The sequence below is a fragment of the Aeromonas eucrenophila genome (assembly GCF_000819865.1).
Classification (GTDB): domain Bacteria; phylum Pseudomonadota; class Gammaproteobacteria; order Enterobacterales; family Aeromonadaceae; genus Aeromonas; species Aeromonas eucrenophila.
This window is the reverse complement of the sequence record NZ_CDDF01000005.1, coordinates 624,577-651,309: the sequence shown is the minus strand read 5'-3', so window position 1 is coordinate 651,309 and position 26,733 is coordinate 624,577. Positions and strand designations below refer to the sequence as shown.

Here is a 26,733-nt window from a genome sequence, read left to right as displayed (position 1 = left end):
TCCCGCCACTCGCCCAGACCATAGCTGCGACATCACCACCCAATCACCAAAGGGATCCCAGCTCATGGCGAAGAAAGCAAAATTCAAGCGCGTCGCGGTGGCAGGCCAAACCACCGATGGCCGCACCATCGCGCCGGAATGGCTCACCCAAGCAGCCAAGAACTACAACCAAGAAAAGTACGGTGCCCGCGTCAACCTCGAACACTTCCGCAGCCTTTACCCCGATAGCGCATTTCGCGCCTATGGCGATGTGCGCAGTGTTTACGCCGAAGAAGTCGAGATCGACGACGAAAAGAAAATGGCCCTGTTCGCAGAAATCGACCCCACCGACGACCTGATCAAACTGACCAAAGCCCGCCAGAAGGTTTACACCTCCATCGAGCTGGATCTGGACTTTGCCGGCACCGGCGAAGCCTATCTGGTCGGTCTGGCCGTCACCGACAGCCCGGCCAGTCTGGGTACCGAATACCTGCAGTTCTGCGCAGGTGCTGGTGAAAACAGCCCGCTGGCAGCCCGCAAACAGAAACCGGCCAACCTGTTCAGCTGCGCCATCGAAACAGAAATCGAGCTTTCAGAAGAAGGCGACAAAGGCCCCAGTCTGCTGGAACGGGTCACCGCGCTGCTCTCCACCCACAAGAAGCAATCCACCACCGATTTCAGTGACGTGCACAAGGCTGTCGAGGCCGTGGCCAAGGAGGTCACCAGCCTTGATACCGACCTGCAGAAGAAATTCACCGAGCAGGCCCAGACCATCACCGAACTGACCAGCCAGCAGGAAGCCACCGCCAAAGCACTGGCTGACCTCACCGCCAAGCTGGAAGGCCAGGAAGATTTCAGCCACAAGCGCCAGCCTGCCACCGGTAACAACAGCGGCACCACCATCGAAACCGACTGCTAAGGACCCCATCCATGCGTAATGAAACCCGCCAGAAGTTCAACGAGTTCACCGGCAAGGTGGCCAAACTCAACGCCATCACCAGCGCCATGGTGCAGTTCAACGTGCAGCCCAGCGTCCAGCAGCCCCTGGAAACCAAGGTGCAGGAGTCGGTCTCCTTCCTCTCCATGATCAACATGGTGCAGGTGGATGAACTCAAGGGGCAGAAAGTCGGCATTGGTATCAGCAGCACCATCGCGGGCCGTACCAACACCGATACCAAAGACCGTCAGCCCAACAACCCGGCCGCCCTGTATGACCACAACTACGAGTGCGCCCAGACCAACTACGACACCATGATCGGCTACGCCCAGCTCGACTCTTGGGCCAAGTTCCCAGACTTCCAGACCCGGATCCGCGACGCCATCATCACCCGGCAGGGGCTGGACCGGATCACGATCGGTTGGCACGGCACCAGCGCGGCGCCCGACACCGATCGCAATGCCAACCCCTTGCTGCAAGACGTCAACATCGGTTGGCTGAAGCACATCCGCACGGATGCCCCGGCCCAGGTCATGAGCGAGGGTACCGATGGCAGCAGCAAGATCTACGTGGATGCCGCCGACGGCGACTACAAAAATCTCGACGCCCTGGTGTTCGACGCCGTCAACGAGCTGATCAAGCCCTGGTTCCAGGACGACACCGATCTGGTGGTCATCTGCGGCCGCAAACTGCTGTCGGACAAGTATTTCCCCATCATCAATGACGCCAGCGACAACCAGAACAAGCTGGCCGGTCAGGTGCTGGTAAGCCAGAAGCAGATCGGCGGCCTCAAGGCTGTGCGCGTCCCCTTCTTCCCCGACAACGCCCTGCTGATCACTAAGCTCAGCAACCTCTCCATCTACTGGCAAGACGGTGCTCGCCGCCGCCATATCGAGGAAGAGCCCAAGCGCAACCGTATCGTCAACTACGAAAGCTCCAATGACGCCTATGTGATCGAGGACTACGACTGCGTCGCCCTGGTCGAAAACATCGTCATGGGGCCGAACCCGGCCCCCGGCGCATAAGGGGGTGACATGACACCCGCCCGTCGCCACCGCGAAAAAGCACTGGCCGCCCTGCAAGGGGTGGCCAATCCTCAGTTCGACCAGGCTCGCGCCAACGCTTACGAGCTCCAGTTGCTGCAGCTGGCCGAACACCGCCGCACCCTCAAAAACATCCAGAGCATAGAACGCAAGATCGACGCCAAGCGCCCCATGCTGGCCGTCTACAAACCCTGGATTGATGGCCTGCTGGCCGCCGATCAGGGCGGACAGGATGACGTCCTGGTGACAGTCATGCTCTGGCACCTCGACACCGGCGATCTGGCAGGGGCTCTGCCCATGGCTGACTACGTGATCCGCCACGGCCTGAGTACCCCGGACCGCTACGAGCGTACCGCTGCCACCATGATCGCCGAAGAAGTCGCCGACACAGCCATCAAGCAGCAAGAGGCTGGTACCGGGCCTTCCCTGTCATTGCTCGGCCAATACATGGCCCTACTCGCCGGCTGCGACATCTTCGACCAGGTGCGCGCCAAGCTGCACAAGGCCGTGGGCCGTGCCTGCTACGCCGAGGGGCTCAAGCAGCAAACCGCAGAGCACTACCGGCGCGCCATCGAGCTGCACGACAAAGTGGGCATCAAGAAGGAGCTCGAAGTGCTCAAGCGTGAACTGAAAAAAGAACAGCAACCCGACGCCACTGGCGGCGGCAGCTAACCGAGCGAACCCCGCACCCTGGGCGGCTCGGGCCTGACGAATGCCAGCGGCATACCAGACGGCCCGACCACCGCCCAACCAGCGGAGAAGGAACAACATGAGCACCGGATTCATTGCCAATGCACCAACTACACCAGCCGAAGGGGAGATAACCTCCAGCCCCTTCTGGCCGGCGATCTCGCTGCCTGACCTGCACGAGACAATCCGGCTGGATGGCACCGTCACTACCGCACGCCTCACCCATGCCGTGGTCGACGCCATCACCAGCGTCAACCGCGATCTGGCTGATTGGCGCCTAATCCGCCAGGACGAAGGCCACACCACTCTGGCCGCTGTGCCGAGTGAGCGCATCAACAACGAATCAGTGCACCTGCACAGCTACCGACGCGCCGTCTATGCCATGACCCGTGCCAACCTGCTGGAGCGTTACACCGACTACAGCGCCACCGGTGACGGCGTCAAAGGGGCAGATGCCAAAGTCGTGAGTTCTGACGACCTCTACCGCGACGCCCGCTTTGCCATCCGCGACATCCTCGGCACTACCCACAACACAGTGGAGCTGATCTGATGCAACTGCGCAGCCAGCAGGGCGACACCCTCGATCTCATCCTGTTTCGGCACTACGGCTACACCGCAGGCATCACCGAGCAAGTGCTCAACCTCAACCCCGGTTTGGCCGCGCTCGGCCCCATCATCCCGACCGGAACCCTCATCACAATGCCAGCGGCCCCCACCCAGGCCGAGCAGCCGCTGATCCAGCTATGGGACTGACCATGAGCCGCCTCGACGACGAACTCGAACGACTGGCCAACATCAGCGAGCAGCAACTGGCTGCCCGCATCCACGCCGCCCGCATTGCGGGCACCGGCCCCCACTACTGCATCGATTGTGACGACCCCATCCCCCAGGCACGCCGCGAGGCGATCAGGGGCTGTGAGCGTTGCACCGACTGCCAGACCCTGGCCGAACACCACAATCAACGATAGGAGATCACGATGCCCGAACTTGTTTCATCCAGCGTTGCCGCCTTCACCGTCACAGGGCTGGCCATGCTGTCACTCTTCCCAGGTGTAGACCCAGGGTGTTGCTCGGCGCATTCGCCGGGGCCCTGGTCTTCATCGTCACGACCACCGAGCTCGGCAACTTGCGCAAAGCCGGGCTGTTTATCGCCGCCTTTGTGGCTGGGGCTCTGGCCGCCCCGTTAGTTGCCGCCATGCTGGGTGTTTTGCCATCACCAGATCCCGCAGCTGTCCTGCTGGCCACCGTGGTACTGACCGCCCTGATCGGTTCTCGCGGCTCGGTCATGCGTCTGCTGCCACACCGCCGCCAGCCCACGCCGAATGCCCGCAACGTTAACCGGAGGTACCTGCCATGAGCCTGAAAAAAGGGGATACCGGCGCCGCCGTGGCCGATCTGCAGCGCCGCCTGACCAAGGCAGGCTACCCGGTCGAGCCGGATGGCTGGTTTGGTGGCGCCACCGAAGACACCCTGCTCGCCTTCCAGCGGGACCACATGATCACCGCCATCGGCCAAGCGGGGCCACGCACTATGGCTGTCCTGCTGGGCAGCGAGCGCGGCAATCAACTGACCGTCAACCACATGCGGAGCGGCGCTGATTTGCTGGGCCTGCCGCTGGCCGCCATGGCCACCGCCGCTCAGGTCGATAGCCTTATCGCCTGCCAACAACGACACCAAAACGGGAAATAGCATGGAAAAACCAAAACAGATCCGTGAGGTGCTGACCCGCTGCGTGCCCCACCTCAAGACCAACCCAGACAAACTGCACATCTTCATCGCCCCGGGCAATGTCAAAAGCACCGGCGCCCGCTCGCTCTCGTTCGAGTGGCAATACCCGCTCACCATCGGCATCGAGGACTTTGCCGGCCACCCGGATCAGATCATGGTGCCGCTGCTGGCCTGGCTGCGCCAACACCAGCCTGAGCTGATGACCAACGACGAGATGCGCAAGGAGGGCATCACCTTCGAGGCCGAATACCTCGCGAACGACCTGATGGACCTAATCATCACAGTCAAGCTGACCGAGCGGGTCAGGGTGTGGCAAAACGAGCAGGGGATTGGCTGGGAACACCTGCCAGAGCCGCCGGAAGATCCCTATGACGGCATCACCTGGGAACTCTTTATCAATGGGGAGCATCAGCCGTGGCCACCGACGATCTGAGCCACCTGACCCACTGGGCAGATGGCCTGCTGGCCAGCATGGAGCCGGCGGCTCGCCGTCAGTTGGCTAGCGAGATGGCCCGCACCTTGCGCGCCAGCCAGGCCCAACGGATCCGGGCCAACCTCCAGCCCGATGGCCACCCCATGGCCCCGCGCAAGCCACAACTCAAACTGAAGAAAGGCCGGGGCCGCCTTCGCCGCAAGATGTTCTTCAAGATCAGCAACACCACCTGGCTCAAGGCCCGCGCCAGTGAACAGCAGGCCGTCGTGGAGTTTGTCGGCACCGCCAACCGGCTCGCCACCATCCACCAATACGGCCTCAAAGACCGCATCAAGGGTCGCGAGATCCGCTATCCGGCGCGGGACATGCTAGGCATCACCAATCAGGAGATAGAGCAACTGGAGGCGCTATTGTTGATCCACTTCACAAATTAGCGTGTTGCCGAACGATGACGCAGCTCATACCATATTTCTGAAACATTCCATTCGCTTGAGAGGTTAAAATGAATCAGAATACGGAGTTAAAGAATCGAATCCATCGTCGAGTAACCAAAGGCACATCACATGTGTTATCTATTCCTCAAGAAAATAAACCCGTATTTCTTAGCAAGATAGTCTTTTCGCTACTTCCGTTAGCTTCCATTGCTATTCTTTACCTCTTTGGCATGAGTATACATGATGGATACCTTTCAGTGTTCCATGTTAGTAGTAGCTTATTTCCACAATCTAGGGAAGAATCTCTATTAATTGGCTCAATGGGATTGGTTCTCTTGCTATTCAAGGTTCTTTTAGTAGCATTACTTCTATTCCTTGGGTTCATAGTAATGATGTCAATCACGGCGCTTACATTTAAGCAATTGAAAAAATTAAGAAAAAATACATTTCAGTTTATAGACAACATTAGTGGCAGAATAAAAAGAAATACATTATTCAAAATGCTCACTTCACAGTGTCCTACTGAAGAAGAGGCAAAACCATTTAGTGAAGTCGCAGACAGGGCATTTTACATATATATAAAGTTCTCAATATCGCTGGTTCTCTGCATAGCATTTATCGGTTTGATTTACTATGTGTCTGATGATGGCTCAAGCATGGCAAAAAAGCATATGGAGGATTTCACTAATGGAAAATATGAATCAGCTGTAAATATTAAATACTCAAAGTATCCTGATGGTATACAAGCAATGCAAATTGCCTGCAATTCCATAAAATGTGCTTTTTGGTCACCAGCGGAAGGAACTTTTTATTTACGTCATGAACAAATAGAGAGCACTACCGTACCGTCAATGGAAAAAACCACCACAACGGAAGAACAAACACCCAGCAAGCCATGATTTTCCCACCAAGGTGAGTTGGGTAAGGGCCATGCGGGGAGCAGGTACGCCAACCTTATCCAGCTCGCAGCTCTGTGTTTGCTCCCTCGCAAAACAGACATCCCCTGCCCTGCTTGAAGTCGCTACCCTGCTGTTGGCGTTGTGTGCGGTCAGGCGGGGTTGTGCCGATTGGTGGTTGATGGTTGCGGTTGGTTGCGCGATACTGCGCAGGCAACGGCAAAATCCGTTGCCGGGATTGGTCTCCCGACAGCATCACAGCGCACAACACGCGCCCGCGTGTTTTTTTGTGCGGCCCAGTAGTACCCGCAATCTCAGTTATGACGGGCTGGGCAGGAGCTCCTTCGGGGGCGCCGGATCCCTGTGATGCCCGGTAAGACCAATCCTGTCCAGTTCGTCACCAGTAAGATTGGTCTCTTAGGTGGCGATTCACTGCATCACAGGAATCACACTATGAACAGCATCAACAGCTTTACCCCTGCCGAGATCATCAGTCTTCAACAAGGCCAACCTGTCACCACGTCCCTGAAAGTCGCCGAACTCTTTGGCAAGCGTCATGACGACGTATTGAAGAAGATCCGCAACCTCGAATGCAGCTCAGATTTTCATCTCCGCAATTTTGCGGAGATGTCCCAAGAGGTCGAAATTGGAAATGGGGCAAAGCGTTCTTCCCGTTTCTACGAGATGACCAAAGATGGCTTTATCTTTGTGGTGATGGGCTTCACCGGCGCTAAGGCAGCGGCGACCAAAGAGGCCTATATCAACGCCTTTAACTGGATGGCCGAGCACCTCGCCGCCACACAGCGCCCACAACCAGCAGTCGGCCTAAGCTATGACGGGCTGAACGATCTCGCCTGGTGCTGGCGCGCCGCCGACAAAATGCTGCATCTTGCCAAGACCGTGGAAAATCTGCTCTACGCCGCCGAACACCGAGAAGCGCCGAACTGCTACTCCATTGTGCGCGAATACCCCAGCACCCTAGCTAAGGCCAAAGCGGTGCTGGTCAACCACACCCGCAACCTCCCCCCGGCCCTCTATGCCGACGACGACAGCAACTGGGCCCGAGTACTGCGTCCCCTGCACGACCAAACCCGCCAGATAGGCCAAAGCCTTAGACTGTGGTAATTCAGTTCCCAATCCCCGATCGCACCGCAAACTTTTGCGCTAACGATTGGTAAACATCCGAAATGAAAAAAGGCCCTCTTGGGCCTTATTGCTGTCTTCTTTCTAACCGCCGTTGGTTAGCTAATTCAATCTTCTTAGGCTCAGTATAAAGTCTCTCCAGTAAGGTGATGGTAAAATCAATCAGATCATCAACATCTACTTTCGAAAGAATGCCCTCATGAGCGCCATCATTTCCATCATCTTTAATACACTCCGCCAGCCCCTTCAGTGCACTAGGTAGAATATTATTCTCAAACAACCAGTCCATTCTAAAGCCAAGACTTCGTCTTATTTTTGCAACAGGAGGAGCCATGGGATCCTCCGGGAGGAATGACTTTGTTGCCTTATCCAGGCACAACCTAAACATCGTTGCTGCGGCATTATAACAACCGATAGAATAGCATTGAGCCCCTTCATTAAAACACACCATTATATCTTCTGGGAGATGTTCGGGGGGAGGGATAATACCATTTGGCTGAACTGTAACCACGGAGACCTCAGAAATACTTTGCGTCAAATTTATCAATCTGTTTGAGTTGATAGATTCCCTAACTCCATTACTTATTGGTGCCACACTAAATACAACGGTTTTATAACAGTGGTGGCATTTACAAAATAACTCATTGTAACTATAAGAGTTATTTCCATCATGATTTAGAATAGAGAAGGTTGTACGTTTTACATGACATCTTGGGCAATCAGCAATTAATTCAGCCATTTTCATTCACTCACATTTTACAAACAATAATAGATCACATAATAGAATTAAAAAGAAAATAAAAACTTGAGGGAAATTTCAAAACAGATTGAGAAAATCATATTTATTAATAAGTATTAATCCATACATGAGACTGGGCTATCAATACCTATTAGCCGATACCTCAGCTATTTAACCAGTATAAAAACACTGAAAACCGCTGTCGCCACTCTGTCGCCATTTGGCCAAAAACAAAAAGGCCACTATCGCTAGTGGCCTTCGTAACTCTTTGATTTTAATGGTGCCCGAGGCCGGAATCGAACCGGCACGCCTCGAAAAGCGAGGGATTTTAAATCGAGTGGCTCCGTTTGCATCTTATAACATTTGATAGCAAACAGATGGAGCAAGTAACACGGCTAATTCGCAACGAATGGCACTTCGTCATAGGGCATCGCATGCCGCTTATCACAGAATTCGCAAAGATGATGGTGAATTCAGTGTTTCCGCATCGCTACCGTGAACGAGACCATCCCCTTCAAAAGGGCCAGTACCAAGAAAGAAGTTAGTACTCTGGCGCAAACCAAGTGATATGCGCGTAAGAAACTTACTTCAACCATCTGATTTATATAAAAATATAGCCAAGTGTAATAGCGCCATTGGGGACATACATATACCGTTGAGTCTTTCTCTCACTCGGCAACGCCTTTTAGGGAAGCTGTGAACAAGTCCCTGTGGATGTTCTACCTCCGTCACGGAAGCCTGCGAGTGATTGCGGCAGTTGCTGAAATCATGGGAACCGTGTCAGCGCCCAGTCTGCCTTTCCCGTTACAACTACTGGTCGGTAAAGAACGAGCTTCACTTGAAGAGGCATTAGTGCGTATTCCGGCCAAGTTGAACAGCGATTCCGGAATCTGTGTACACCATTTCCGGAAAGGATGCCGACAGGGAGTACTCGAGCAGAAGCTGAGCTTTGAGGGGAGGCATCTTTTCGACTCGCCGAACAAGCCAGCAGCCAAGCGCAGCACGGCAGTTATCATGCCCACAGGTCGAATCATGACCGTTCATTTGGCTCCAGAGTACGTGTCCAGAGCAGTCCGGAATCGGTGTACACGCAAGCCGGAATCAGCGTTCATTTAAAACCGGAATAGGTGTTCATTTACGGCCGGAATATGCAATTAGAGAAGTTGCAGTTTCTGGCATAAATGACTCGCCACGGTTTTTACATCTGTGGAGTGTTCTTTCCGTGGCGCTCGATGAACGACCGTTTTTGGCACCAAGCCGCCCGCAGGAAGGACCTCGGTCAGTTATGAGCGAGGAGCGGAAATTGTTCCCGGCACAGAAACGGTATTGGAGTGTATGAATCTAATATGGCAATTCAGGAGCTCGCGGTAATACCTCGAACTCCTGTACTGAATGGTGGATATGTTAAGTTCTCTCTGAGCGCCCGATAAATACTTACATAAAGATTATACGTGATACCTGTACACCAAAATCAGCATCCGGATTGGTCCTGCTGTCGCCGGCCCGCTCCTGAAATATGGCGGCTGCAAGATCCCTTCTTGTGGCCAGACGAGATGCCTCAGTTGATGCCAGAGCGGCGGATATCTCATCGTAATGCAGATCTGTGCAGTAAACCGGAGACCCCGGCTGCTGACGCCAGGATTCTGCCAGGCTGCCGGCATCATAGGCATCAAAACCGGTATCGCTGACCAATTTCATAATTAGTTCACGATGCTCCTTATTATCCCCGGTCACGGGAATGGCAATGCGGCCTTCTGCGCCTGCTGGCTTGCCTTTGGCTGCAAAAGATCCGGAGCCAATCGCATTCCATGCTTTAATAACGGGTCGACCTAACTGCTCCTCAACCCACAGGCTTTCCACCTGGCCGCCTTCAATCGCGTCAATTTTCTGATCCCGGTGCGGATAATAATTAGACGTGTCAGCCACGATAACGTCAGCAGGCAGGTCCCGGATGAGCTGCGAAATCTCAGGGATCCGCATAAGCGGTATTGAAAGTATTAACACATCAACGTCGCTGACGGTTTGTTCAGCCTTAACAGGCAAAGCACCTGTTTCTAGTGTTTCAGCCTCAATCGTTTCCGGGCCACGCGAGTTAGCGACCTTTACGTTGTGTCCTGCAGCTGCCAGTTTCCGGGCCAGGGTTTTACCTATGTGGCCTGTACCAAGTATCCCAATGTTAAGTGGGGGGGGTTGATTCATTTTTTTATCCTGAACAGTTGTTTGTTTACAGACAATGAGCGGTTTCATAGTTAAAACCCCGCATTTCTACAATGGAAATATGTGTCAGCTTAGTAACGACATGCGATGCGCCCGGCCTGTCATAGTTTACTCATAAAGTCTTAGGCTGATTGCGTTATGCGGTTACGGCACGGTTATGCGCGATAATTTCTTCATGCGTAAAAGTTGCACCGGGGGGCATAAATATCGTTAACAGCTCATCGCGGTTTTTTGGGGCACGAGTTGCATCTGCTGCTAAAAGTGCTTCTCTGAGTATCACCTTATCCAGTTCAGTTCAGTTCAGTTCAGTTCAGTACAATACGCAGGCGTACCGGGCTGCTGGCGCCATGACTCATTAGCAAAATCATTTATAAAATACTGCGGTAAGAATTACTCTACGACCACAACTATTTTGCCTACCTGGCCATTGGCCTCCATATAGCGCTGGGCGTCTGCAATCTCGTCGAGCGGGAACGTTTTATCGATGACAGGCTTCAGTTTGCCGACTCGTAAACCTTCTGTGACGAAGGATTTTGCGCGCGCCATTTTTTCAGAGTCCATCGTGATTTCAAACAGCTCATATCCACGCAGAGTGAGATGCTTACCGAGAATATCAAATACAGGCACAAGCATGTCACGGCTATCGAGCGCGCCATACTGAAAGAACATGCCCTGCGGTGCCATTACTTGAGTCAGTTTTGCCACGTCGGGGCCGCCGACGGGATCAAAAACAATATGGGCTCCCGCGCCATCTGTTGCACGATTGATTTCAGCAACCATATCCTGCTCCGCTGTAGCAATAACGGCGGCTGCACCGGCTTTCAGGAGCATTTCGCTTTTTTCTGCGGTGCGCGTAAGCGCGATGGGTTTTGCACCCAGCATGTTAGCTATCTGTATGGCAGCCAGACCCACGCTGCTTGATGCTGCGCGGATCACGACATTCTGACCAGCCTGAAGGTTGCCAAATTCAACCAGCGCACCATAAGCGGTGACATACATCATCCAGCTTGCGGCGGCTTCCTCGAAGGAAAGGTTTTCCGGATGCTTCACGACAGCGTGCACCGGTGCGTTGACCAGTTCGCCGTACATGCCGTATTCATTAAACATGAATGAAGGGATCACGCTTACCAGATCTCCACTGGCAAACTCTTCAACATTCTTACCTACGGCCTGAACAACGCCAGCTGCTTCATAACCAAGGCGAGCCGGAAATTCCGGCTCATTAACATACTGACCGTTGCGGTACATGATTTCTGCACGGTTGAGACCAATAGCATGTACGCGAATCTGCACTTCACCCGCTGCCGGCGCGGGCACCTGTATATCAACAACTTCCAGTACTTCCGGACCACCGGTGCGGTTAAAGGTAACAACTTTAGACATATTCAGCTCTCGTCAGTTAACGGTACATCTTCAGAATAATGCTGAAGGGATGTCCGAATCATTTGTGAACAATCTACATTGTTATAAACGCACCAGAAATAGCCGACAGGGAACTTCAGTATTAATTATCCATTAACAATCAACCTGCTTCAGCGGATCTGTGTGGTCATAACGTCACTGAACCAGTCGATAAAAACCCGTACTTTTGGAGACAGATAGCGCCTGTCCGGAAACATCACTGATACGGGCTTCGACACCGAGGGGTATTGCGTCAGAACCTCTTCAAGAGCGCCGGAAGAAAGATGGGGGGCAAGGGCGTCAAAGGTGGCCTGGATAATACCCAGACCGGCCAGACCACAGGAAAGCAGAATATCAGAATTATCAACCAGTATACTGCTCGCAGGGCGCAGCGAAATGACACTCCCGTCCTCGATAAACTTCCATTCCATCACCTCACGACTGTGATCGCTAAAAAAGTTAACCGCCCGATGCTGATCCAGATCCGCAAGTGTTTCCGGCCGACCGTGCTCTCGCAGGTAAGACGGGGCTGCACAGGTAACCATCCTGATGTCACCAAGACGTCTGGAAACAAAACTTGAATCCTGAAGCGCACCCAGGCGGACAAGGCAATCTACGCCTTCCGTAATCAAATCGGTTTTTTTATCCGATGAAACCAGCACGACTTCAATACCTGGGTACAATGCCTGAAAATGCCTGAGATTAGGGATCAAGATGGCATGCGCCAGCGCCAGGGGTACATCAAGTCGCAGGCGTCCTCGCGGTGGAAGAGTCGGTGAAAAACTGGCCATCATGTCATTAACTTCAGCCAGAACATGCCTGGCATGATGATAGAACTCATCCCCTTCAGCAGTAACGCTCAGCTTTCGGGTTGTACGATGAATGAGTTTTACACCCAGATCATTCTCTATCTGCTGTATCGCTTTGCTCACGGTGGGGCGATGGATCTGAAGTACATCAGCGGCTTTTGTGAAGCTACCCTGCTCAACAACCTGTATAAAAATATTAAGGTATTCAATCATGTTGGTATGCACGTGATCACCTGTTTTTTAGGCTGTTTAAAACTGGCATTGTAAAGTAACCATCCCAACGACATTAATTTTTTTCGTTCAGAGAAGGAAACACCACCAGACTCGTAATGAGATATTCCTGTCACGCATACACGGCTAGTCACTAGAACGAAGTTTGCTCTGATTAACGTTGAATTTGATCAGTTCCGGCGGCATCTCTGGGACCGGCACAAATGAACCAAACTTCCGCCGGACTCCCTCTATCGTCTTGCGTAAAGACTGGTAATGGTTCTCCCAGACCCGAAGCTCAGCAATATTTTCCTTCTTAAACCTCTCAAACTGGGCTTTACCTAGACGTTCCGCTTCATGATTGACCCGCTTGATGAAGTCAGTTTCGCCTTGTTTCAAATTCTCTTCCCACACTAGGAGGTCAGCTTCCTTCAAGTCCAGCCTGTTGTGTGACCCAGCTAACTTTGCTTCACGCCGCTTCAATGCTGCCTCTCGCAAATCCATGTCAGCGCTCAGACCCTTTAATCGCAACTGCACTTCCTCATCCGTCTCGACCATTCGCTTGTCTACGGCCTTCTCTGCTTTCTCCAAAGCAGCTTCTCGAATGGGTAGCTGATCGAGCCGTTCAAGACGAGAAGCATTGAGAACAAGGAGTTCCTTTTGCTCCCGCGTTTCTTGCTCTACCGCATCCAGACGAACTTTCGCTGCTTCGACACGTCGCCCCAGGCCAGCCAGCAGCGTTTCTTTTTGAGCAATCACTGCCTCCATCTGCGTGATCTCCGGCTGGTGACCAGCTACCCGAGCTTCGTAGCGCATAACCTGTTGTTCTAGCCCCAGCGCTTGCGCTTTCTGTTTGCGGTTTTGCTCGATCAAATCGCGGAGAGTCTGCCGTTCGTGCCGATGGATAGCCTCTGCAATTGGCCCCGCTGGCGCAACTGAGAGCCACTTCTTCGGGCAGTGAACAAGGTAGTCACGCACGGAGTCCTTTGAAAGCACCTCGACATTAAACGAAAACTTGCTGAAATCGAGCTCAACACAGGTCGCATTAATGCGCCGCAGATACGTCACTTTCTCTTCGTCACAGAAGTGGGTTACCGCGATTTCAATTAGGATTTTTTCACCATTCACATAACCACTCACATCGGGGATCCGACTGCCTTCCGGGAACTCCAACTGCACAGTATCGAATACCAGCAGCTCCGACCTTGGGCTGGTAATGCCGATCGGCAAACTCAGCTGCCTATCCTCGGCCAAAACCTCCTTCGCCAGGATGTGGAGATCAGTCTCAGGCCCCCAATGGCATCCCCGGACATTGGCTTTCGGTTCATCCGACAAAGCGGTGGGTTCGTGGGCAAAATAATGCCGATAGATCTCACCTTTCTTTGCGACAAGCGGCTCATTGCAGTCAATGCATGTACACCCACAAGCTTTACCACTGGGCACATCCTCAATCGACACAATTCCTCTTGAGGCATCAAAAGCGCGGCTCATTTTGACTGGCATTAGCACTGCCCTCCTTGTGAAAGAGCGCTCAATTATCCCGTGTGACTAATTGCGGGACCAGCCCCTATGCAAGATTTTGTTCTTTGATGAATAAACCTATGAGTTATGTCGAATCTACTCTGCCTGCGGAGTGGCCCAGTTATGGATGACCGCAACGTGGTAGTGCCATCCATCGGTTGGGCAATGTGTATGACGGCTTTTGAGACCCTATATTCCTCATGGCCAACATCATCGTTCATTGCCCACTCTGCCAATAAGCGCAGGTATACCGACAGGTAAGCCCACTGCTTCTCTCGCTCTGTCAAACTACATGAGAAATCGATTGGTGCCTTTATCGAGCACTATCACTTCAACTAGTTGGAGGCAACACCGAACGGTAGTATATTTGTATTCAAAGCTGCGGGAAGTGGCTCTTGTAAGGTTGTAATATTTCACTGTTTGATAGTAAGAGACATGTATATGGCCAAAGAAAAATACAGATTAATCGGGCATGATGATCTAGATGTTTTATATTTCATGGCACTACTCGGTAAAGATGAGTTAGATAACTTATTCTTAAATGAAATCGATAAATCACCTAAAATTAATAACCATGGGCTTAGCAACCAGCTAAAGCCAAATATCATTCAATTTGTAACGGTAGATGACATTGAACTAATTTTCAACTTCCATCAATATCTGCAAAAAAAATTAACGACGAAAATAAAAAATTATCAGCACAAAGAAAACGCTTTTCAAAATACTTTTGAGCATTTGATGGCGCTCTCAGAAAACAATGAAAACCTCCCTATAGACACCTCAGTTATTAAGGATATAGCAGTCCAACTACGATCGCTTATTCACCCTTCCCCCCAAAATGTAAATTTCCTTGGGATTATTATTGGAAAACATATTGGTAGTAAACTCGATATATTTCAGATGACGAATGACATTAACGCTTCCGCACGTGACATCGCTACAAGACTGATTTCCTTCGCAAATGAAGTATATCAATATCCGGATAGATCTACGCTTGTTGGAACGTCGACTGAGTTCCTTTCACATCTAGCCGACATCCTCTTAATTAATATTCCTCAGGGCATTACTGAACAATGGTTAAAGTTTGAAGAAAATGCTCAGCATCACCCTGAGAAAAATACAACCGATGATATGTTTATGGCAATCAGAACTCAGATTTCAATGGATTTTGGAAGTTATCATCATATAGTCAAAACATTCCTCACCGCAACCTATCTCATACTACTCCACATTGAAGAAATATTCCCAATAAAGGAACGCAGCAGGACATTATCTCCTGATGAATATATATTTTTTACACATAATCGCAGAACATTTGGAGAAGGAAAAACAAACAAGTTGATGTCGATACCGATTTACTATAGAAATATAACTTACAAAATTTGGCTATACTATTGGCAACACTCTCAACCAAAATTTAAAAATGCTACCACTGATGCAACCGACGAACTGTACGTAACAGGTCCGGAAATGATTATGGCGCTTGCCGAAGCGTTTCCTTATACGCGAATGGAATTCGACGGAAATTCTATTTCAGATGAACTAGCTTCAAGAAGAAACCTTATTTCCGATATTTACAAATATCCATCACTCGTTGACCACTACTTCAATCACGAGGGCTGACGCTCTGACCTGCATGCATCACACGTGAGATAACTCAAACCACGCTCCGATTACTGTTACCTCCCCACTATCAGGAGGTAACAGTCATGCCCATCATCCCCCTACACTTTACTCGTAAAGCCCTTGATGCCCTTCCTCTCCCAACGAACGGGAAACAGCAGGAATACAAAGACGTAACGCAGCCTCAGCTCAGAGTCATGCGTTACCCTGAGACCATCTCATTTCTATTCAAAGCCACCCACAACTATCAGCGGATCTGCGAGACACTCGGCACCTATCCATACCTGTCGATTCAGGATGCTCGTGGAGCCGTTTATGAGCGCATGCAGGCACTCAAAAGCGGCACTTACTCGCTGGGCAAGAACAAACGGCTCGATGAGGTCTATCAAACCCTTTACCTCACCGACCTCAAGCTGAACAAACGTAACACGGCATCTGAGCTGTATAAGGTGAAGAAGTATATCCTGCCTCGATTTGGTGACAGCAAGATCGGAAAAATCGAGCGGCAGGACATTGAATCGTTCAAGCTCGACCTCTGTGCTCATCTCCAGCCATCCAGCGTAAACAAGATCCTCGCCGCCCTCTCCCGCATGTTCACGCTTTCGGTCGAACATGGCTATCTGGCTTCTAGCCCCATGAATGGAGTAAAGAGACTCAAAGAAAATAACCAGCGTCACCGGGTCCTCACCACGGATGAACGTCAGGGATTTATCACGGCATGCAATGCGCTACAAACCCCTGGGGCCTACTCTTTGTTGCTTTCCCTCTATACAGGGATGCGGATCGGTGAAGTTCTCTCGATCAAGAATTCGAACGTTCATCTTGATGCTGGTTATCTCGTCCTTCCTCTCACCAAAAACGGCCAACAGCACGTTGTACCGTTATCGACGTCTGCCATCGCAACGATTAGAGATCAGCAGGCAGCGTTCGGCATTCAGGACTACTTGTTTTTCTCTCCTAACCGGGCCAATGCGCCTTTAGCGTATCCGCGCCATGCCTTCGAACGAGTCTGTAAACATGCGGGGATCCAAGGTCTATGTATTCACGATTTGCGCCGCAGCTTTGCCACCACCTTGCTCCAGGAAACCGGTGATCTGGCCCTGGCAGCTCAGACACTCAACCACAACTCCCTTGAGACGACACGGCTGTACGCGAGATATCAGGTCAACGAGCTCATCGAAAAAATCAACGCCACACAGGCTAGTTGGAGCAGCGTGCATGACAGATGAGATTTTCTGTTCTCGATTTTTGGGACAGTAGCTCCAGTCGAACGACAGCACAAACGAGAGGTAGCGATGGACGAAGACAAGATGATCACTCGCAGCGAATTGGCCCAGCGGTGGCGAGTCAGCAAGAGCTGGGTGGACAAGCAGATGGTCATCGCACCTGAGACGTTACCCCCATTTGTCACTATCGGTCGCCAGACCCGTTTCCCACTCAGAGAAGTGGAGAGGTGGGAAAGTAAGCAACTGCAAAACCTTAATTAACAACCATGACTACAAGGAGGCTCTCATGAGCTCAAATACTACTCAACATACCGCTGCCTATGAAATCGTTGGTGCATTCCTCAAAGCGAAAGGTGGTTTGACGAACCTGGGCACGATCAGCCGCGTTGCACACATGCAGCTCAATGATCCCGACCAGCCACATGCGCTGATGGCATGGTCCGACAGCAACTCATACCCGGCCATTATGTACAAGAGCAGTGACCGTCAAGAAATCGAGGAGCGCTTCAAAGAGGTCTCTAGTCTCGTGCTCAAGCAAAAGAAGCGCAAGTTCATCCGAACCAAGAAGTTATTGGTCGCAACGGACCTGATTGCCGGTTGCACCCCGGTCGTAAAAGACGCCAATGTCTGGATCAGTATTTCCCTTCTGCTGCCAGACGCCAAGCCCCTGTGGGTTGCATGCGACTCTAAAGAAGAACTTGATGAGGACATGGAGGCTATTGAACGCCAGCTAAGCGCCTAACCGTATTCCTCTTCAATGAAGGGTCTCCAAGGAGGCCCTTTTTTACGAGCCAACACTCATGAAACGACAAGAAAAACCCACAGATAATGCAGGGGGCACGGCGGTGAGCTTTCCCTACGCAGACGCCAACCTGCAGCCAGATCTGAATAACCGGCCCCCTCACGGTGGCTATGACATGTTCAACGACGCACAACACCAGAGCGCATTGGCGCTCGCGATTGAAAGTGCGCTCGACCCCTGCCAGTACATGAATTCTCCCTCACACGATCCTGGCTGGGTAATGAACGGTCTGAGTACTGATGTGATCGCGGGAGACCCCGACATACCTGATTACCTGCTGCCCGTGCAGGAGAATTCAACCGACAAAGCATTACGGTTACGCACACAGCATTATCTCAAGCCTGGGGAGACAGTGGTTCCCGCAAAAGGGTCTGTGCTCCATATCGGCATAGACAGCGAATACGTTTACAACCCCAAGACAAAGCACAACGACATTCTCTCCTACCAGTTCTTTGTCATCACGGAGAAAGGGGAACACGCAGAAGTCATTTACCCTGCCTCTTCGAAAAAATCTGACCGACTGAGTTTTGAACGATCTATCAGCCACATCGTGGTGGTATGTAAGGAGAAGGGGCTAATCACGGAATGGCCCAAACATGTCTTTGTGTATGCCCATTTCCTACGGGCAGACCTTGCCTCGTTTGGCGACTTCTGGCTATTCAAAACCCAGATGGATGGAATCCGCAAAACAGTGGCATCAATCAACAGTGCATACGGCATCGATCTGGATAATATCTTGCGCCGCCGGGCAAAACCGACACCGCTGATTTTGCGAGACAAGCAGCGTAAAGCCCAACGAACCTTGCTCACCTTTGTCGACACTATGCTGCACACCCCAGGTGGTGCTGGTCTGGCTGCCGTAGGTGAACTCATTGACTTACCAAAATTGTCCCTCCCTGCCGGTCACTCCATTGAACGCATGGATGAACTACTAGCCGGGGACAAGGCCGCCTTTGAAGCTTATGCCCTGCGTGATGCCGAAATCGCGGTCAAATATGGCCTACGACTCCATGAGTTTGCTAAGACGCTGGGGCTATCCTCCCTGCCAAAGACGATTGGCGGCTGTGCCACATCGGTGTTCCTGAAACATCTGCGCGAAACGGCCCAAGACCGCGACCAGCTATTTGGAACCCATGAGGTAGAGCAGACTGGATGGAGCAAGAATTCATCCAGACCTGTGACCAAGAAGGTTCGGGAGATGACCCCTGCTGCGAAGCTATTCGAAAATCTTGCCATCGATTGCTACCACGGTGGACGAAACGAATGCTTTTGGTGTGGCCCGACCCCCCTATCGCTCTTCAACGATTTTGACCTAAGCGGAGCCTATACCACAGGGCTCGTTGACCTTTTCCCCCTTGATTATGAGCGAGCGCGAATGACCACCAACACAGCCGAGTTCTGTGGCCATGTCTTTGGTCTTGCTCGCGTTAAATATAGATTTCCATACGGGACACGTTATCCCAGCCTACCGGTGCGTACTGAAATTGGCCTGCTGTTTCCCCTCACTGGTGAATCGCTCTGTACCGCACCGGAGATCGAGGTCGCACTCCGCATGGGTTGCCAGATTGAGATACATCAAGGTGTCATCATCCCTTGGACAGATACGACGCAGCGCCTGTTTGAGCCCTTTGTCTCGCAGGTTCGGGAAAAACGCCAATCGTATGTGAAGAAATCCTTCGAAGAGCTACTTTGGAAAGAAATTGGTAACTCTCTCTATGGCAAGCTGGCACAAGGTCTGAGGGGCAAGTCAGCCTTCGATACATCCAGTGGATTGAGCAAGCCCATTGAGCGCTCCGCCATCACCAACGCATTCTTTGCCGCGCATACGACCGGCCTGATCCGTGCCGTACTCGGGGAAGTCTTGGCTTCCATCCCCGCTCACCGAACCGTAGTGAGCGTCACGACGGATGGCTTTCTCACCGATGCAACCTATGACGAACTTGTGCTGAATGGCCCGATATGCCGCCGCTTTCAGGAACTGGGCGAGCGACTGGATGGCCCTGGCTTTCGGATGCTGGAGCAAAAACATCAGGTTAAACAGGTCATCGCGATGAAGACTCGTGGTCAACTTACTCCCGAAGGCGTTGAGGGTCAGCCCCAGATCCTGGCCAAGGCTGGGGTTAAGCCCCCCTGCTCTAAGGAGCTGCATCAGGCGTACATGCTTGACCTGTATCTGAATCGTACCCCCGGTCAAAAAGTCGAGAGTGACCATTTAATATCTACGGCTGAAATGTGGATCAATGAACACGATCTCGTCTCAGTGAGCAGGTCAAAGACCCTGAATCTTGAGTTCGACTTCAAGCGGCAACCCATGCTGCCATCAATGCAGAGCGTGCTAGGCACCGAACACATCTGCTTTGATACACGCCCCTGGCCGACGGTAGCAGCCGCTATGGAGCAACGGGTGGTATTCGATAACTGGCGGCGAACGAACTGCCTGAAGACCCTCAATGACTGGGAGAGCTGGGAGGATTACTTCGTCTGCAAGACGTCGATAAAAGGATTGCCAATGCGTGTGACGGATGAAGGTTCGCTTGGCATCCTAAAGCGGGTTTTCCTGCGTGCTTATACCCAGTCCGCCTTCGGTATGACGAAAACGATGGGGTACGATGAGCTGGCCGAATGGCTGACCATCAATGGCTGCCCAACCAGCGTGGATGACTGCAAGTCCGCCAAACGCGCCAAACTGGTCGGGCAGTGTGTACCGGTGACGACGCGCACCGTCCGCCTGGTGCGGGTGATCCTGCAAGAGTGCCCAGGGTTAGAGCTGGGGGCGCTGTTCAAGCCCGAGGACATGCCACAGCTCCAAAGCCGGTTGAATAACCCCAAGACCGAGATAGCGCAAATCACGCAGGATGCGCCGAGCCATGAAGTGATAACCGACTGATTGATATAGCAATATCTGGTTGGTGTAATAAGGCGATTGGGGAAGCAACCATTATGTTGCTTCCCCTTCTTGTAGCTCCTTTTTTATAAGTCTTTCATTAACTACACATTCTCTCCGATATTTCCTTTAACTTATCCAAGTCTAAGCGATCACTAGACCAGCCCTCAGCAAATGGAATTGTATTAGACTTGGGCAATTGCTCTTTATTTAAATCTCTAACTCTTATTCTAGAAGGTAGCGCAGAACCTTCACCAACAAATATCGCTTCCTGCTGAGATAAAATAGGTAACGCACCAACCATACCGGATAGTCCATCAGGTAGGAAACGTGCGACATGCTGTTGATCGGCCGAATTTGTAAGTCTTAAAACCACCCACGTACCACACTGTGATATTACAGTGCTGTCCACATCAGCGGGGCGCTGACTTACTAGCATCAGTCCAATTCCATATTTTCGTCCCTCTCTTGCAATACGTCTTATGGCACCTTGAGCCGCTGAATACTGAGCTTCTCCATGCTCAGGGACATATCTATGTGCTTCTTCACACACCATTAAAATAGGATCTTTCTCTTTCTCATCTTGTGTCTGAAAAACTTTATACTGAAAGAGCAACCGAGCAATCAATGCGGTAAGGGGGCCAGCGACTTCATTTGGAAGACCTGAAATATCAATAATTCTAATATCCTTTCCTTCCTGCTTTGGCGCACCAACAAACTGATTCAAAACCTCATGTAATTTTATTTGATGTTCATCATCTCGCCAGCACTTCATCATGAATGAAAGACGATTATCTCTTCTAAGCACTTTTAGCTTGTCTAATACCGATGAAACATAAGTCATGCCTGAATCTGATGCTGGTAGTGTTTCTATTATCTTCTCTCCCTTTTTGAATCTACCACCCTGTATATATCGCACGTGACTCTCAAACTCATCCAGGCAAAATGGCCTAGGTTTATCTCGATCAAACTCCAAAATGTCTGAAACATCTTTACTATCATAAAAATCCGGATCATCAATATTTTCCAGATGCTTCAACGCATCTGAACCAAATTCTCTTGGGCAAGGTTTTACAATTCCAGCAACAACCATTCTTGCGTGAGCAAGTGCTTTTTGAACTACATTGTTTTGGCTAGTAGCACTTTTTTCAGACTTTCCGATAACTAGATTCGTAAACTCATCACTCGCCATTAACCAGTAAGGAAGCTTTATCTCTTCTTGATCATCATCATCTGCTGCAATATCATACGCACGATATTGGACTGCTCTAGCCTTAAAAGCTGAACCATATTCTCCATGGGGGTCAATAACTACTATCTGCGGAGACAACTCTTTACCATCATGTTTATGAGATAGCACACTATGAATAATTGCTGCTACAGTGCCTGATTTTCCTGATCCTGTAGAACCGAGAACAGCACAATGCATACCAAACATCTTATTTATGTTAGCTCTACATGTTGTCGATTCGGATGCACTATAAACTGCAAAAGGGACTAGTGGATCAACGGATTCATTTCTTGAACCTTCTGCTGAACGGTATACAAAAGAAATTTCTTCGCTAGTTAGTAGAAATACACCTTGCTGAGGTAGAGGATAAGTCTTAATACCACGTTTAAAGGACAATTTTGAAATACTGTTATTCCAACTTCCTTCAGCCAATAGCTGTACTTCCATTACGCGTTGATCTGAATCGGCGTTCACAGGCATTCCTGATTCAATTAACTCCTCTGAACGCATTCTGAGCATTGTCACCAAACCAAAAATTATTTTTCGGCCATAGTGAATTTTCACCATGCTACCTATTTGCCCTATAGGATAAACGCGACCGTTGAATGTTCTAGATAGCTCAGAAATTTTATCAGAGATCTCGACTTTAATATTAGTTCCAGATACTTCAACAACCTGTCCTATTTTTAATTCCTCTTCTGATGTAAACATGACTATACCTCACATCCATTTTTTAGTATTGAAGTGACACCTCTAAATGTCCACCAATAATCATCATCTTCTTTTCTTTTAAATGGGCCTTGTTTTCCGACGTATAAACCGTGCAATGAAGCAATAATAATTCTTGATCCAAAACTGGAACTACGCCATCGCTCTAAACATGCTGGTATTCCATCCCTACATTCCAAAAATGCCAACAACACTGTTTTATTTTTTTCTTTAGATAGTGCGAACTCAATTTCATTATTGATGTGATCATCACCAAAGCTGTAACCACAAACAGCTAGCGTATTGCTATTACTAGAATTTAGAGATTTTCTGAAAAGGTCAAACTGAGTAGAAAAAGGGTCTTGTTGAGTTGCAATGTACTTAGTAGCTTGGGGGTAAATTAGAACACGTCGATCTACTTTGGGGTAGCGGTCGTTGTCCCGAACTCTCCAAACATAACCTTTGTCACAGAGAAACCAATCTATCGACCCATGCAACTTGATTAGATTTGCTCGCTGCCCATTTAATGGTACAGGCTCGCCGTATCTTTGGGTGCGATGAGCCACAGCCCCTCCCGTAAATCCATCCCAATATGAAACTTTGTTTAGTGCTAAAGCATCTTCTAATAGAGTGTCATAGTTAGTTGTGAAAATGCTGATCGTTTTCCTTCGCTCATAAACACCTGCAGGAGCATAGTTAAATAGCGTATCTACGAACTCTAAATGCGCTTCGATGTCAACGATTGGCTTAGACAAAGTGCCCTCTTCAACGGTTTCCCCAGCCTTATTTTCAACGTATCCACACCGAATAACATTTGCGATTGATTCTAAAATTAGATTATGTGCAGACTCTAGGCTAGCTAACTCAATTTCACGACCATTAATTTTCGTTTTATTTTCTTTGTTTCTTTCAGCTAATGCAGCGTAGTCTCCAAGGTGACTAAGAACATGTTCTATATGGCAATTTTCGGGCAACTCCTCAAAAAGCGGAGTTATAATTTCTTCATACAGCCCCTTATTACCAGCTTCTAAATCTTTCTTAACTTTGTTGGTCAAAGGATACATTAGTGGCAATTTAGCATCGAAGCTGATCCCAGCCCCCATTAACCAGCTTTGCTCACTACACTTTAGGTGTTCTTCAATTTGCGAAAACAACTCATCATCAATCAATCCATTCATTTTATTTCCTTATTATAGAACTGTGACCATGTTCGCACTGGCAATCACTGCTGCTTTTCTACCTATCTAACATTGGGACATGCTGTACACTTTTTTGCCAACCTCTCCTGAGCTTTTCTAATTTTCTCAAGTTCTTCTACGATAGGATTTCTTTCACCTTCGCTTTGTGCAAATGGGCGTAGATCAATATGACTTTTTTCAACTACTTCTTTGTCCATATAGCTGTAAGATGCTGTGACTACAAACTGTTTGGGCAATGAATGCTTTGACTCACCAAAGATAAGCCAACCTTGACCAAGAGCAAAAAATAACTCTTGGTTTGGCGAAAAACTATCAAAAGTAGATGAAAACGCGCTTACTTCCCTCAAGTTTTTATTAGACTCATCAAACTGATAAAAGTCTTTATCCAGTTCCAGCTTTACGTTTAATGCAGGTGTCTTGCCACTATTGTAGATTTTTAAATACAAGAAAGGAGTATGGGGTCTTACAATAGGTTGAACTACCAAATAGGGGCGAGACATCGCTTCGGTTTGTTCTTTCATCATCTGTACAGAACGCTCACTCATATTCGACATTTTATATGTCAAATATGCGTAAATCCCAGTAACAACGACTAGAATCGCCGTCAGTATTTCCATAACCATAATTTCTCCTGATGCCTAACGCATAAATAAGGTGCACCGTAGGCGTCACCTGGATTCATTTGTTAACTGCTGATTGCAGCCATTGCATCAGCACTTTTTATAAGCATATCGATATGCTTGTTTTCAAACCTTTCCTTAGCCATGTAAACAACATCGATTTCTTTTAGTTTATGGCTTTGACCAATCAGATAATTTTGGTTGTTACCAAATCTCTGCACAAAGAGTTTAACTACTGACTCAGGCGTTGCTGTGGAATAGATTGTGTGAAATATAGATGGATCGAGAATCAGACCAGAAACTTGAACCCATGAGTGCCCATCCCAGCTACCTAAAACATTACCTTTTGCATTATTCAAGGCAGGTAATATTGGTGTATCAGAAAATACAGTTTTATCTGCCACTGTCAAACTACCAGTAACCACTTCTGCATTCATATCTGTATGATCGTTAATGCAAGCTGCCAGCAAAGAACTCATGTATAAACACGAACCATGCAAATGTTTGAACCGTTCAATCAGAACTTCCAATATTTCACATAATTCTGATACTTCTTCTCTCGAAATCATCTGGTTACTCGATTTTGGTTTAGGCAGTTAACGCCGCGCACATGGGTGACGACCGCATCGCGGTTGGCATCCCAGCGAACGTAGGGAGCGAATGGTGCGCCTTGTTAGAAGTTTTTTAGTTAGCAACATTGCTCCCAAGCTCTGGTGCCAAAGCTTCATAGAACTTAGTAGGACCTTTTGTAATAATTTTTGCAATTTCGGCTATTCTGTCTGGCTTTATTTTAGGGCCATAAGCGATAACCTCACGAGTTACAACTATATAATCTTCAAGATGTTTCTCTGCTTCAGTCAGCGCTAGTATTTTTAGGGTCATTCTTGCACGACGAAGAGACTGATTATTGTTAACAATCGCTTGTCGTGCAGCCTCCATATCAATCGCACCAACTAATTGACGCACATGATTACTTACAGCAGTAGTATATGTGCCAATCAGATGCTCGAATTCTGTTATATCTTTCGCGGCCTCAAGGACTAATTCTTGGCGGCGCCTTAGCGATTCCTTGCGGTCATCATTTGAATGATTAAGTTTGGTAATAAAGTAAGTGGAAAATGCGCCAATGACGCCACCCAAAACCGTTCCAACAATAGGAAAGCCTACTTTAACAATGTCGGAATAGAGCTGAATTTCTTCTTGTGTCATCTGCTCTCCATACTTCTAACGCAAAGCTTTGGGGGGGCGGCTGGAGCGCAGCGTAAGCCGTCCCAGCCGCGCATGCGGCGACAATAGCGCCTTGTTAGTCGATTTGTAGATCATTGCTTGGCTTTCCAACTACATAATTAATTCGTTCAACTCTATCACTTAAGCGGTAAAAATAAGCTTGATAAACTGAGAATACGGCCATCAACAAACCTTCACCAGCTTGAGAAACTTTATCAAGTTGTTCTTCTAGTTCACTCAGACCTTGTTTACTCGCGATACGTGCATCTTCTGGGTATGACTGCAGTATAAACTTTGAGCGCTCGGACCACTCCACCAGAGTTTACTGGCTAACGGCTGAACCGAAGGATCTAAAAAACTAACATTTACCCTATGCGCAAATTTGTTTCTAATATTTTTTATGATCCGAAGAATACGTGCATCTTCAATTCTGATGATTCCCAAAAGCAACGCGAGTTGAATCCTTGCACCCATGCTACCTGCAGGCGCACTACCTGATTCATCTAAACCAAGGAATGACTCATATTCTTTTGGGTTATCAATCAGTCGTTTACTAATTAATTCGGCTAGAGCTAAGTCCAAAACACCGGCTGCAACTATTACAAACTCGCGCTCAGATAGATTCCGGTATTCAGAAAATAAGTTGCTTTCACCAGGAAAAACCTCGTCTAGCCATTTTTCAATTTTCCATGCCATACGCTATCCCTGACTGACTAACAGTGATTAGATGGAAGGCGGTACTAATCCGTTAGCAGAGCCTTCCATATAACTCCACCCTGTTTTCATCACCGCCAAGTAAAAAAATCTTTATTAAATCATAATATTACCAGTAACCTTTTGGTGGCTGAACGTATTCGCTTAACTTCCTCTTTTTGCGCTATCATTACTACTGTATAAAAAGTCAGTTAGTAAGCCATGGATGCGCCGCCAAACCAAACCTACGTACAAAAACCAGAACAGTGATGCGTAAGAATCCTACCATACCAGCAGATTGAAACATTTAACATTTGCCATCATCACAGAATGAGCGATT

28 protein-coding genes and 1 pseudogene are annotated in these 26,733 nt (G+C 49.4%); 18 read left to right on the top strand and 11 right to left on the bottom strand.

What is annotated here, in order from left to right:
• Nucleotides 1-64: 64 nt before the first annotated feature.
• The 12 genes from BN1124_RS06895 (at nucleotide 65) to BN1124_RS20535 (ending at nucleotide 7,265) form a co-directional block, all read left to right on the top strand.
• Entirely contained in the window at nucleotides 65-898 is an 834-nt protein-coding gene (locus tag BN1124_RS06895; RefSeq protein WP_042640317.1) for a GPO family capsid scaffolding protein, read from the top strand.
• 11 nt (nucleotides 899-909) lie between these two features.
• Nucleotides 910-1,941 carry a phage major capsid protein, P2 family gene (locus tag BN1124_RS06890; RefSeq protein WP_042640315.1) on the top strand — a complete coding sequence of 344 codons (1,032 nt, stop codon included), beginning with the start codon at nucleotides 910-912 and terminating at the stop codon, nucleotides 1,939-1,941.
• Between the two features lie 9 nt (nucleotides 1,942-1,950).
• Entirely contained in the window at nucleotides 1,951-2,631 is a 681-nt protein-coding gene (gene gpM / locus BN1124_RS06885) for a phage terminase small subunit (RefSeq protein ID WP_042640313.1), read from the top strand.
• Between the two features lie 97 nt (nucleotides 2,632-2,728).
• Nucleotides 2,729-3,199: a head completion/stabilization protein gene (locus BN1124_RS06880; RefSeq protein ID WP_042640311.1), complete on the top strand. Its 471-nt coding sequence runs from the start codon at nucleotides 2,729-2,731 to the stop codon at nucleotides 3,197-3,199.
• Entirely contained in the window at nucleotides 3,199-3,402 is a 204-nt protein-coding gene (locus tag BN1124_RS06875) for a tail protein X (protein ID WP_042640309.1), read from the top strand. Before BN1124_RS06880 ends, BN1124_RS06875 begins: the two co-directional genes overlap by 1 nt.
• A 2-nt stretch (nucleotides 3,403-3,404) precedes the next feature.
• The gene (locus BN1124_RS06870; RefSeq protein ID WP_042640307.1) at nucleotides 3,405-3,617 is read left to right on the top strand and encodes a TraR/DksA C4-type zinc finger protein; all 213 of its coding nucleotides are present in this window, start codon (nucleotides 3,405-3,407) and stop codon (nucleotides 3,615-3,617) included.
• A 95-nt stretch (nucleotides 3,618-3,712) separates the two neighbouring features.
• Nucleotides 3,713-4,006 (top strand): putative holin, encoded by a 294-nt coding sequence (locus tag BN1124_RS20785; RefSeq protein ID WP_082041471.1) that lies wholly within the window; start codon nucleotides 3,713-3,715, stop codon nucleotides 4,004-4,006.
• A complete protein-coding gene (locus tag BN1124_RS21795) occupies nucleotides 4,003-4,338 on the top strand; it encodes a peptidoglycan-binding domain-containing protein (RefSeq protein WP_197066176.1) in 336 nt (111 codons plus the stop codon). The genes BN1124_RS20785 and BN1124_RS21795 overlap by 4 nt, the downstream gene beginning before the upstream one ends.
• A 1-nt stretch (nucleotide 4,339) precedes the next feature.
• Nucleotides 4,340-4,810, top strand: coding sequence for a phage tail protein (locus tag BN1124_RS06855; protein WP_042640305.1), 471 nt, complete (start codon nucleotides 4,340-4,342; stop codon nucleotides 4,808-4,810).
• A complete protein-coding gene (locus BN1124_RS06850) occupies nucleotides 4,792-5,244 on the top strand; it encodes a phage virion morphogenesis protein (RefSeq protein WP_042640303.1) in 453 nt (150 codons plus the stop codon). The genes BN1124_RS06855 and BN1124_RS06850 overlap by 19 nt, the downstream gene beginning before the upstream one ends.
• Nucleotides 5,245-5,312: 68 nt before the next feature.
• Nucleotides 5,313-6,143 (top strand): hypothetical protein, encoded by an 831-nt coding sequence (locus BN1124_RS21235; protein WP_156128121.1) that lies wholly within the window; start codon nucleotides 5,313-5,315, stop codon nucleotides 6,141-6,143.
• 450 nt (nucleotides 6,144-6,593) lie between these two features.
• A complete protein-coding gene (locus BN1124_RS20535) occupies nucleotides 6,594-7,265 on the top strand; it encodes a Rha family transcriptional regulator (RefSeq protein ID WP_052445577.1) in 672 nt (223 codons plus the stop codon).
• Nucleotides 7,266-7,350: 85 nt separating this feature from the next.
• Here BN1124_RS20535 and BN1124_RS20780 read toward each other — a convergent pair whose 3' ends face one another.
• The 5 genes from BN1124_RS20780 to BN1124_RS06825 form a co-directional block, all read right to left on the bottom strand.
• Entirely contained in the window at nucleotides 7,351-8,028 is a 678-nt protein-coding gene (locus tag BN1124_RS20780; RefSeq protein ID WP_197066175.1) for a DUF4145 domain-containing protein, read from the bottom strand.
• A 1,428-nt stretch (nucleotides 8,029-9,456) separates the two neighbouring features.
• The gene (locus BN1124_RS06840; protein ID WP_197066174.1) at nucleotides 9,457-10,269 is read right to left on the bottom strand and encodes an NADPH-dependent F420 reductase; all 813 of its coding nucleotides are present in this window, start codon (nucleotides 10,267-10,269) and stop codon (nucleotides 9,457-9,459) included.
• 360 nt (nucleotides 10,270-10,629) lie between these two features.
• Complete coding sequence (locus BN1124_RS06835) at nucleotides 10,630-11,622, bottom strand: zinc-dependent alcohol dehydrogenase family protein (RefSeq protein ID WP_042640299.1); 993 nt, start codon at nucleotides 11,620-11,622, stop codon at nucleotides 10,630-10,632.
• A gap of 149 nt (nucleotides 11,623-11,771) precedes the next feature.
• Complete coding sequence (locus tag BN1124_RS06830) at nucleotides 11,772-12,674, bottom strand: LysR family transcriptional regulator (RefSeq protein ID WP_042640297.1); 903 nt, start codon at nucleotides 12,672-12,674, stop codon at nucleotides 11,772-11,774.
• Nucleotides 12,675-12,806: 132 nt separating this feature from the next.
• Complete coding sequence (locus BN1124_RS06825; RefSeq protein WP_042640295.1) at nucleotides 12,807-14,162, bottom strand: hypothetical protein; 1,356 nt, start codon at nucleotides 14,160-14,162, stop codon at nucleotides 12,807-12,809.
• A gap of 291 nt (nucleotides 14,163-14,453) precedes the next feature.
• On the opposite strand from BN1124_RS06825, the pseudogene BN1124_RS21835 reads away from it, so the two are divergent.
• The 6 genes and pseudogenes from BN1124_RS21835 to BN1124_RS06800 all read left to right on the top strand — a co-directional run.
• Nucleotides 14,454-14,519: pseudogene (locus BN1124_RS21835) on the top strand (hypothetical protein); the annotation flags it as partial.
• Between the two features lie 102 nt (nucleotides 14,520-14,621).
• Nucleotides 14,622-15,803, top strand: coding sequence for a hypothetical protein (locus BN1124_RS06820; protein ID WP_042640293.1), 1,182 nt, complete (start codon nucleotides 14,622-14,624; stop codon nucleotides 15,801-15,803).
• A gap of 86 nt (nucleotides 15,804-15,889) precedes the next feature.
• The gene (locus BN1124_RS06815; protein ID WP_042640291.1) at nucleotides 15,890-17,032 is read left to right on the top strand and encodes a tyrosine-type recombinase/integrase; all 1,143 of its coding nucleotides are present in this window, start codon (nucleotides 15,890-15,892) and stop codon (nucleotides 17,030-17,032) included.
• 66 nt (nucleotides 17,033-17,098) lie between these two features.
• Nucleotides 17,099-17,290, top strand: a complete 192-nt coding sequence (locus BN1124_RS06810) for a helix-turn-helix transcriptional regulator (protein WP_042640288.1) — start codon at nucleotides 17,099-17,101, stop codon at nucleotides 17,288-17,290.
• Nucleotides 17,291-17,315: 25 nt separating this feature from the next.
• Nucleotides 17,316-17,771 carry a hypothetical protein gene (locus BN1124_RS06805; protein WP_042640286.1) on the top strand — a complete coding sequence of 152 codons (456 nt, stop codon included), beginning with the start codon at nucleotides 17,316-17,318 and terminating at the stop codon, nucleotides 17,769-17,771.
• 58 nt (nucleotides 17,772-17,829) lie between these two features.
• A complete protein-coding gene (locus tag BN1124_RS06800; RefSeq protein WP_048822931.1) occupies nucleotides 17,830-20,718 on the top strand; it encodes a hypothetical protein in 2,889 nt (962 codons plus the stop codon).
• 97 nt (nucleotides 20,719-20,815) lie between these two features.
• Here BN1124_RS06800 and BN1124_RS20770 read toward each other — a convergent pair whose 3' ends face one another.
• The 6 genes from BN1124_RS20770 to BN1124_RS21225 all read right to left on the bottom strand — a co-directional run bounded on the left by BN1124_RS20770 (nucleotide 20,816) and on the right by BN1124_RS21225 (nucleotide 26,396).
• A complete protein-coding gene (locus BN1124_RS20770; protein ID WP_082041469.1) occupies nucleotides 20,816-22,657 on the bottom strand; it encodes an ATP-binding protein in 1,842 nt (613 codons plus the stop codon).
• A 2-nt stretch (nucleotides 22,658-22,659) separates the two neighbouring features.
• Nucleotides 22,660-23,832, bottom strand: coding sequence for an SIR2 family protein (locus BN1124_RS20765; RefSeq protein WP_082041467.1), 1,173 nt, complete (start codon nucleotides 23,830-23,832; stop codon nucleotides 22,660-22,662).
• 62 nt (nucleotides 23,833-23,894) lie between these two features.
• Nucleotides 23,895-24,470, bottom strand: coding sequence for a hypothetical protein (locus BN1124_RS20760; RefSeq protein WP_082041505.1), 576 nt, complete (start codon nucleotides 24,468-24,470; stop codon nucleotides 23,895-23,897).
• 68 nt (nucleotides 24,471-24,538) lie between these two features.
• Nucleotides 24,539-25,042: a hypothetical protein gene (locus BN1124_RS21230; RefSeq protein WP_156128119.1), complete on the bottom strand. Its 504-nt coding sequence runs from the start codon at nucleotides 25,040-25,042 to the stop codon at nucleotides 24,539-24,541.
• A 115-nt stretch (nucleotides 25,043-25,157) separates the two neighbouring features.
• On the bottom strand, nucleotides 25,158-25,682 hold the full coding sequence (locus tag BN1124_RS06795) for a hypothetical protein (RefSeq protein WP_042640284.1): 525 nt from the start codon (nucleotides 25,680-25,682) through the stop codon (nucleotides 25,158-25,160).
• 255 nt (nucleotides 25,683-25,937) lie between these two features.
• The gene (locus BN1124_RS21225) at nucleotides 25,938-26,396 is read right to left on the bottom strand and encodes a hypothetical protein (RefSeq protein WP_156128117.1); all 459 of its coding nucleotides are present in this window, start codon (nucleotides 26,394-26,396) and stop codon (nucleotides 25,938-25,940) included.
• Nucleotides 26,397-26,733 lie beyond the last annotated feature (337 nt).